Here is a 7,860-nt window from a genome sequence, read left to right as displayed (position 1 = left end):
TCCTGGAACTCACCACGCATCGATCATCCTCCACGCGACACCAGGCTAGCGAATCACCATTCCCAAATCCGCGGTAACTTTTTCAGCAAACTGCTAGACGAGATACACGACCGAGGAGGCAGCCAAGAGGATGATACTGACAATAAGGCCGACGACTACTACTCGTTGCTCGGCGTCATCGAGGCTCGCAGTAAAGATTTCCCGTCATACATGGTCCGTTCGCCTTTCGGACAAGGTGTCTGGGTTTGTAGGGGCAACCGCCTCAACAACGAGGCGAGGGAAGGCGGTCTCGAAGTTCACGACGTTCGGTTATTTTCAGCAGGATGCGTGTCCAGAGGTGTGAACTAGCGCGCATTGATTTGGCTCGGCCCAATGCGTCCATGTCGCGACTAATCGCGGAGCCTAGTTTCTCGATCTGGGCCAGCAGCTCGCCTTCACATGTGTCACTTAGTGGGTCACCCAAGACGGGATGCAGTCCTGCTCCATCGTGCGGCTTGGCATGGGCCGCCATCCTTCGCCACATCTCCGCCGCTGATAGCAGGGAGTGGCGGTTGGACGGCAGCGTGGGCGACTCGGCCAGTCGCTCGCATTCATCCGCGTGCTTGAGATATTCTTCGTATGTCATGCATGCCCCCTCGACGCGCGAGCGCGAGCGCACCACGGGCTCTCTCTCGGCCGCTGGCGCTCGATGACGGTTGAAGCCAGCAATAGCTGAGACTAATGACTCGTGAGGCAGCAGGCTGTTCGCTTTAGCACAGGGCCAAGGTGGGGCCCCTGGTACGAGACGTTCAATACTGCACACCCCACGGCAACTGGTTGATCATGCCGCGCATTAAGGATGCGGCACTGTGCTCGCTGTAGAGCAAGCCAGCGACCTTGCGCCGGAACAGGCGCTTGTCCAGGAAAAGCAGGTCGAAGGCATAGAAGACGAGCTGATCGGTTTTACATTCGTCCATGGCTGCCTGGAGCCGGCTGAAGATGGGTACACTGTCTGCAGAGCTCGTCGTCGATGTAGGCGGATTTGACCGGAAGCCGCTGCAGAGCCTCGACCGTGCGTCGGTAGCCAGGCGCGTGAGCTGGGGTTTGATCCACTTGGGCGGCCGCGATGTCGTTCCCACACGAGCAGTGGAGCAGATGGGCTCCAGCGTTGTCGAATCCCCTGCGGCTGGGCTGCGGCGTGGTCGCGAGCAGGTCATTTTCTCTGCAAGTCCAGCCAGGCGCGTGCCCGTCGCAGGCTGTTGAACAGCTTGATGGGCCGGTCGTCGGCGGCGAGTGCACCCAATAGGCGAGCAAATTTTACCGTCTGTTCGGCAGTGCCCACCAGCGCAAGGGCCCCAACAGGCCCCTCTTGGTGATACGCCCTGATCTTGGCGCAGACCGCCAGCAGTTCCTCGCCAGTCATCGTGGACCGTACGGCTCGTCCATCAAACAGCTTGCGGTAAGACAGAGCCTTCGCGCCCGCTAGGGCCTCTAACAGCGCCATAGCGTCAGCCAAGGTGACTTCACCCTCACCAACCCCGGTGAAAAGGCGCTCCTTGGAAGCGATCGTCCAGTACAAAGGCTTGCGGGCCCACCCCGAGAATCGAGCCTAGTGCCTTCGCACGAATTATTGCCATGAGAGCTAATCGCAATTTCGCGGACCAGGGCACGAATGCGTGGTTTGGCTGCCGGGAGGCTCGATTCTGCGCCCTCAGAAACCTAAGCACGACCTTTTCCAATTTGCGGATGAACGGGGAAGGGGGCGCCGCGCAGTACGCGCGCGAGCTCGGCTCGACGTGAGATAAGGTGCGAAGCAGGTGGCGCGTGGTGCGCTCGACCGTGCCGCCTTGCCCAGAAATCGAGATCTTTGCCGGCCAGCTCTGCGCCCTGATTGCTGAGCGAACCTCCTGCTTGGCCGAACGAGCCTTTTGAGCGCGGAGTCTGAGGCGACGCTGCTTTGCCTTGAGCCGACGTTTGCGCGGGTTTCTCATGGCTTCCTCGTCTCCCGAGACGACCCAGAACCAGGAACTGATGCAAGGCCGGACAGCGCCTTGGGTGTAGGGGGGCTACAGACGCGCCGGCCTCCCACGACTGCACCGGGTGTGGGAACGCAGGAGAAGCGAGGAAAACGCGGACCTGCATTAGGCTCAGTCACTAGAAGCGACGCCGCAACGGCACTTGGGTTCCCGGCGCCAGCGGATTAACCCGCCTGGGGTGGGCGATCTATTCCGCTCAGAACAAAGGAAGATCAGGCCGTTAAAGCAGCAAAGGTTTGGATCGCCTGGGGAGAGCACAACGGGGCCGAAGCCCACTTTTGTTGGGGAGGAACGGTACGGATTGACCGTACCGCCCACACTCCCACTTAGAGGTGCAAAGCTACTCGGCCAGCACCTCTTCCCACACGCACTGACCGTGCCCTATGCGCCGCGCTGCGGGAAGACGAATCTCTGCCAAACCGAGTAGCGCTTTTGGGGTACCACCGTTGCTTGGCCCATCGGCCACCGTCTGCCTCTGAAGGACACACACCGCGGCACTTAGCAGTGTTAACCAACACATGCTCTGGCTTCCCATTCAGGGCAGGCGGGTGGTTGTGTCCTTGGGAACGACCGCAGTGCCCCACACCACTGTTCGTGCGGTCAGAAAAGGCCGCCCGGGCCCGCCTCTCGTTGTCACAGTAAACCGATTACAGTGAGGCGTCGCCTAGGGCCGCACCTGGGGTGCGGGTTAAAGTTTAACCCACACTCTGCCAAGCGGGGCGAGGGGCTTAAGCCGGCGTCATCTTAGCCTTGATGCGCTGCACTGTCCCAGAACCCACCTCCCATTCGCGGACGATCATGAGTATCCCCTTATCGCCCCGCTGTAGAGCCTTCCGGATACGCTCCTCGGTCCTGTAATCGGTCCTGGGGCGACCCCGCGCCGCCTCGCTTGGGTTGTTATCAATCGGGCGGTGCTAGTCGTCGGGCCGCAATGTCGCCGATCTTCACGAATACAAGCCCGCAAGTCGTTCGCTTATGTCTCCCCCCGAGACGCGTTCTGCGAACGGTCAGGCCCCGCACAGGCGAACAACCCTGTGCGGGGCCGCTTGCCATAGGCGGCGCCCCTCAAAGGCTGGCGGACAGATTTCTGCCAGCGGCGGGCGGTGCTGGGCATACGAATTGCGCAACTAATCGTGGCCCGTGCATGCTCGGGCGCAGCGGTGTGGGCGTCCAAGGGTTTAGCGGAGATGCTTCGGCTCAGTAGAATAACCCTATATAGCATAGCGGTGGTGCTCGACGTGGCACTCCATGGCGGTGAGCGTTGGGTGCGCCGAGCCGAGATCAGCGATCGGCAGCGCGTTCCCCCACGGTATATTGAGGAAGTCCTGCGTGCTTTGGTGCGGGCCGGCATTTTGGACGGCAAGCGCGGGCGCTACGGCGGCTATCGGTTGCGTCGCGAGCCGCGATGCATAACTCTGGGCGAGATCGTGCGGGTGGTGCGGGCGTTGGAGGTCGAGATCGAGTCCTTTAACCCCGACACTGCCTCACCGTTGGCCTATGAGGTGGTTTGGCCGGCTTGGAAGAAGGTGCAGGACGACTTGATGGCGCAGCTTAATAACCTGACCATCGGCGATCTCTGCCAAGGCGTGGTCGAAGGAGCCCCCGACCAGACTGCGAGGCAGCCGGCCGCAGTGTGAAGACACTAGCTGCGGGGCCGGTTTTCAAAAGATCGGCCCGGCGGGTGTCAGAAGCACCTGCCGGACCTAACCGCGAATTCGGGTCCGCAGGATCCAGAATCTGCCCGACGGCGGGGCGTTTGCGTGTGGCGAATCGGCGGGCCAATGGCTGGCGGCCCCGCGGGGAGAGAAAAGACCGGCGGACACCCCGGAGTAAGTTGAGCATCCGCCGGCCCCCTTGGGGGCTATTGCAAGCAGTACTGGGGGTACCGTTTTTGCTCCAAGGGAGCGCGCCAGATAGCGCAAGGCCCGGGCGCAAGGCATTGATCGATGTCAAAAAGTTGACGGCCGCGAGCAGACGCGCGCTGGCGAGATTTTAGCAAACGGCGCGGCGATGCGAAGAAATCCTCCGCCGCGGCGAAAGCGCACCCGCCCAGCCCTCTCGATTGGCCATGTAATCAATCCGCCGCGTCGTTCGCAGCCGACGGCACTTCGAGTCGCTCGGCGACCTTGATCAGGTCGTTGCCGAAGGACCGCAAGCCATCGGGACTCACGTTGCTATGCTTGCCGAGGCCGACGTCTTGATCCGTCGGCTGCCAGATGACCTGGCCATCTGGGGTCACGGCGACGACCAGGTGCGGGAACTCGATCCCGTGCTCCTTGAGCCGCTTCCTCGAGGATTCGGGGTCTGTCATCGGGCGATCCTTACTCAGTCAAGAGCCTGGCTCCTGATCAGTCGGGCGCAAACGAAGCGGCCCCACACCCTCATGCTGGAGGTGTGGGGCCTGACCGTTGCATCGTCGCCGCTCTGTTTGGGGAGAGCCGGCCAACGGCGAGGGACAAGCATATGTCGGCCCGCAAGCCTCAAACCTGAGAACGTATTGGTTACCTCTGATGCGCTCGGGGTCGGCCGTCGCCCCCGGCACCGACCTTCAGGCGAGGACCTGCCAAAGGCGCACGGCAAGCCACGCCAAGAACACGGCAGCGGCCTCGATCTCGATTGCGATGCCGGCGTTAATCCTCTTCATCGGGAACTTCGTCGGCACCTGATCTACGCCTTAGCGGGTGTTGCTACTGCCGCCCTCCTCTACTGCCTGTTGAAGGGCTGAGGCCTCGCCTGCCTGCCGGACGGTCGCCTTAAGGGACACGCGGAAGCTCGCCGAGCACGTCAAATCATCCTTCGCCTGGGCTAGGAGCTTTTGAGCGACAGACGTGCGTGCGCTGCAGCGCGCGCGCATGCGGCACCTTTTGCTGTCAGTGCAGGCCGATGTGTAGTGCATTAGCTCAGGTGATTGTTCCCTTGTCGGCGCCATTCGATACGACATTTCCTGAGGGCATTGGTGGTACTTCTCCTTTCTAAGGCCGCCTCTGCCAGCGCTGCGACTAGCTTAGTGATCGGGGGGCAGAACCTGGCTCAAGAACTCCGGCGCACTCCCGATGTGACGGTTCCGCTGCTCAAGACCATCCGCAAGGATGCGCCGAAAGCCCTGTGCACCATGCGCAGCAGCGGCGTCGCCGCCAACGTCATGATCAATCGCGAGAGGCCGCCGTTCGACGACCCGAGGATTCGCCGCGCCATGGCGCTGACCGTGGATCGCCAGGCGTTCATGGACATCCTCAACGAGGGGCAGGGGCAGATGAGCGGTGCCATGCTGCCGCCGCCCGACGAGTCAGTGGGGGCTGACGCTGGAAATGCTGAAATCGATCGTCGGCTACGGCGACGTCGCCAAGGCGCGCGAAGAGACTCGCGCCCTGATGAAGCAGGCCGGCTACGGGCCGGACAAGCCGCTCGAGATCAAGGTCAGCACGTGCAGCATCTCCGTGTTTCGCGACCCGGCGGTGATCCTCATCGATCAGCTGAAGCAGATCTGGATCGAGGCGGAGCTCGAGGTCCTCGACACCGCGGTCTACTACAACCGCGTCTTCACGAAGGATTTCTTCGTGGCGATGAACTACAACGGCAGCGCGGTCGATGATGCTGACGTCACCTTCTCAGAGGACTATGCCTGCGGCTCTCTGCCTACTACGACGGCTACTGCAATCCCAAGATGACGACGCTGTTCGAGGCGCAGTCGCAGGAAGTCGACCAGAAGAAGCGCCAGCACATGGTTTGGGAGATCGACCGGCAGCTTCAGGAGGACATCGCCCGTCCGATTGTCTCCAACCAGATTGCCGCCGGCTGCTGGCACCCCTACGTCAAGAGCTACACCATCCAGACTAACAGCATCTACAACGGCTGGCGCTTCGAGGACTTCTGGCTCGATCGCTAGACGAAGGACATGATGTCGGCGCGTCGGTTGGCAACGCGGCGCGCGACTCCGTCTCGCTCCACTTCCTTGCTCCGCCTTCTGCCGGTAACGTAGCGCCTACGGTCAAGTCGAGTGGCGCATGACAACAGGGAGAGCAGACATGTCCATCGTGGTAATGGGGGGTGCAGGCTTTATCGGCCGGCGCATGATCCCCCTTCTGGTCGCCGCCGGCCATAACATCACCTGTATGGATATCGATGTCTCCGGTGCGAGAGCTGCTTTCGCGCGCTGGGGCGACAAAGTCACCGTCAGGCGTGGCGACGTGACCCAGTTCGACGACGTCATTGGCGCGGTTCAAGAAGCCCGCGCCGAACGGGTGATCAACCTTTCCTACTTTATTGGCGAACTCGCTCCCCACGATGCTTTCAAGCTCGATATCCAGGGCATGGACAACTGCTTCGAGGCGGCGCGCCGTTGCGGCGTCAAACACACTGTCTTCGCCAGCTCGGTCGCTGTCAGTGGCCAGCAGTCCGCGTTTGGCGAGCGCCTCGTCGATGAGACCGACGAGCGAGGCGGCGAGACGCAGTACGCGGTCAACAAGATCATCAACGAATGGCAGGCTCACGATTACCGACGCGCATACGGTATGGCGATTACTTGTATCCGTCCGGCCAATGTAACGGGTCCCGACAAGAAGTTCGGCTCGATTGATCATGTGAATTGCATGTGCCAGCCGGCACGCGGGCAGTCCGTGAGTTTTCCGTACGCCGACACGATGCGATGCGTTATTCACGTCGAAGACATGGCCGAAGCGTTCGCGCGGGTACTGCTTGCCGACAGGCCGAAACACAGCACTTACAATTCCGGCGGGATCACGGTCAGCCTGGGCGAATTGGCGACCTTGGTGCGCGAATTCCTGCCCGATGAAGGTCGAGCCTCCGGAAGGCGAAGCGATGCGGCGAAGCGGGCCTTTCCGCGGTGATGTGCCGTCGCCGGAAAAGAGCCTGCATTTCTGGCACAACAATTTTGGCAAGCGCAGCATCGTCGTCGATCTAGACAAGCCCAACGGGCAGGAAGCGTTCGTCCAGCTCGCGTCCGCAACCGAAGCGGTCTTGTCACTTCGCGAGCGCGGCCTTTTCCATCACCGCGGCTCCGACCGCTTCCGCACCCTTGATTCACTCAAGTTGAATTCTCGTGCCGCCTGCGGCACAGTCGGCGGTCAGCAGGTGGTGATTTTCTGCAAGATGACTGAATGCGCTCATAGTGGCTTTTGCAACGGCCGTGCTCGCGAGTACATCGACGTTCGCTTGCGATATCGGTCCTCAGACAAAACTCGATCCGAAGGACCGGACGGTCCTGATATCGCTCGGTAAGGCCATCAACGCACAAGAACTGGTTTAAAGGCACACCCGTCGCTGCGCTTTTCTCCGAACCATCGGGCGTGCTAACGCTCAACGCATCCGACACCAAAACATTGTCTAAAGCCCTGGCTGGCTTACGCAAGGCCACGGCCTGCCGCGCCGACAGGGTCACGATGGAGAGAATCCTCGAAGATGACACTCCTGGCATTAGATTTCTCAAGCAGATCGAGGGATGCTTGGCCGACGCTTGCGTTGACAATAAGTAATAAAGACGACGGCCATGCTGGCGTCGCACCCCGGGCGACCAGCCGACGGTTGGCTTAGCAGGCCAGGGTGGCGGCAGAAGTCAATATTCTGTCGCCGCTGATCAAGGAGACCAACACCAGCGTCTGCTAGATCGCGACGCCCAAAACGAACAGGGAGGGATCGCGCAGCCTTGTAGCGCGCGGCCGCATGGGCGTGGTCGGTCATCAGCCCCGACCGACTTCCTTGCCATAAGTCAAACCCACAAGGCTGCGGTATATAAACCGTCAAGACTGTCCATTTTGGCCCACGTTCGAGTTGCCGATCAGAACGTGACGAGCGCCGCACAAGAACATAAAAACGAGTCCGCTTTATC

The 7,860-nt window shown here is 61.1% G+C and carries 10 protein-coding genes; 6 read left to right on the top strand and 4 right to left on the bottom strand.

The features are described from left to right. Positions 1–348: hypothetical protein (locus RSO01_RS48720; protein ID WP_218037658.1), on the top strand; the 348-nt coding region annotated here is incomplete at its 5' end. 440 nt (positions 349–788) lie between these two features. Here RSO01_RS48720 and RSO01_RS48135 read toward each other — a convergent pair. Together RSO01_RS48135 and RSO01_RS44965 are read right to left on the bottom strand one after the other, a co-directional pair. Continuing rightward, on the bottom strand, positions 789–956 hold the full coding sequence (locus RSO01_RS48135; RefSeq protein WP_170303853.1) for a hypothetical protein: 168 nt from the start codon (positions 954–956) through the stop codon (positions 789–791). Positions 957–1,192: 236 nt separating this feature from the next. Continuing rightward, entirely contained in the window at positions 1,193–1,558 is a 366-nt protein-coding gene (locus RSO01_RS44965; RefSeq protein ID WP_147157149.1) for a hypothetical protein, read from the bottom strand. 1,644 nt (positions 1,559–3,202) lie between these two features. Here RSO01_RS44965 and RSO01_RS44960 point away from each other — a divergent pair. After that, positions 3,203–3,652, top strand: a complete 450-nt coding sequence (locus RSO01_RS44960; protein WP_147157148.1) for an RrF2 family transcriptional regulator — start codon at positions 3,203–3,205, stop codon at positions 3,650–3,652. A 437-nt stretch (positions 3,653–4,089) separates the two neighbouring features. Here the strand turns inward: RSO01_RS44960 and RSO01_RS44955 are convergent, their stop codons facing one another. Next, the gene (locus RSO01_RS44955) at positions 4,090–4,326 is read right to left on the bottom strand and encodes a hypothetical protein (RefSeq protein ID WP_147157147.1); all 237 of its coding nucleotides are present in this window, start codon (positions 4,324–4,326) and stop codon (positions 4,090–4,092) included. Between the two features lie 719 nt (positions 4,327–5,045). Then, entirely contained in the window at positions 5,046–5,240 is a 195-nt protein-coding gene (locus tag RSO01_RS49355) for a hypothetical protein (RefSeq protein WP_246159246.1), read from the bottom strand. Here RSO01_RS49355 and RSO01_RS44950 point away from each other — a divergent pair. The 4 genes from RSO01_RS44950 (at position 5,158) to RSO01_RS44935 (ending at position 7,253) form a co-directional block, all read left to right on the top strand. Beyond that, a complete protein-coding gene (locus RSO01_RS44950; RefSeq protein WP_246159245.1) occupies positions 5,158–5,607 on the top strand; it encodes an ABC transporter substrate-binding protein in 450 nt (149 codons plus the stop codon). The genes RSO01_RS49355 and RSO01_RS44950 overlap by 83 nt on opposite strands. Before the next feature lie 72 nt (positions 5,608–5,679). Next, positions 5,680–5,901, top strand: coding sequence for a hypothetical protein (locus tag RSO01_RS44945; RefSeq protein WP_147157145.1), 222 nt, complete (start codon positions 5,680–5,682; stop codon positions 5,899–5,901). Positions 5,902–6,040: 139 nt separating this feature from the next. Next, positions 6,041–6,862 (top strand): NAD-dependent epimerase/dehydratase family protein, encoded by an 822-nt coding sequence (locus RSO01_RS44940; RefSeq protein ID WP_170303851.1) that lies wholly within the window; start codon positions 6,041–6,043, stop codon positions 6,860–6,862. Further along, on the top strand, positions 6,804–7,253 hold the full coding sequence (locus RSO01_RS44935) for a CoA transferase (protein WP_147157143.1): 450 nt from the start codon (positions 6,804–6,806) through the stop codon (positions 7,251–7,253). The genes RSO01_RS44940 and RSO01_RS44935 overlap by 59 nt, the downstream gene beginning before the upstream one ends. The last annotated feature ends 607 nt before the right edge of the window (positions 7,254–7,860 follow it).

Source organism: Reyranella soli (assembly GCF_007992495.1).
Taxonomy (GTDB): Bacteria; Pseudomonadota; Alphaproteobacteria; order Reyranellales; family Reyranellaceae; genus Reyranella; species Reyranella soli.
This window is presented reverse-complemented; position numbering and strand designations above follow the sequence as displayed.

What these genes read in the sequence shown, in the direction of transcription:
- RSO01_RS44940 (WP_170303851.1), top strand. Translation starts at nt 6,041, where the DNA reads ATGTCCATCGTGGTAATGGGGGGTGCAGGCTTTATCGGCCGGCGCATG.
- RSO01_RS44955 (WP_147157147.1), bottom strand. Translation starts at nt 4,326, where the DNA reads ATGACAGACCCCGAATCCTCGAGGAAGCGGCTCAAGGAGCACGGGATC.
- RSO01_RS44935 (WP_147157143.1), top strand. Translation starts at nt 6,804, where the DNA reads ATGAAGGTCGAGCCTCCGGAAGGCGAAGCGATGCGGCGAAGCGGGCCT.
- RSO01_RS44960 (WP_147157148.1), top strand. Translation starts at nt 3,203, where the DNA reads ATGCTTCGGCTCAGTAGAATAACCCTATATAGCATAGCGGTGGTGCTC.
- RSO01_RS48135 (WP_170303853.1), bottom strand. Translation starts at nt 956, where the DNA reads ATGGACGAATGTAAAACCGATCAGCTCGTCTTCTATGCCTTCGACCTG.
- RSO01_RS44945 (WP_147157145.1), top strand. Translation starts at nt 5,680, where the DNA reads ATGACGACGCTGTTCGAGGCGCAGTCGCAGGAAGTCGACCAGAAGAAG.
- RSO01_RS44950 (WP_246159245.1), top strand. Translation starts at nt 5,158, where the DNA reads ATGATCAATCGCGAGAGGCCGCCGTTCGACGACCCGAGGATTCGCCGC.
- RSO01_RS49355 (WP_246159246.1), bottom strand. Translation starts at nt 5,240, where the DNA reads ATGAACGCCTGGCGATCCACGGTCAGCGCCATGGCGCGGCGAATCCTC.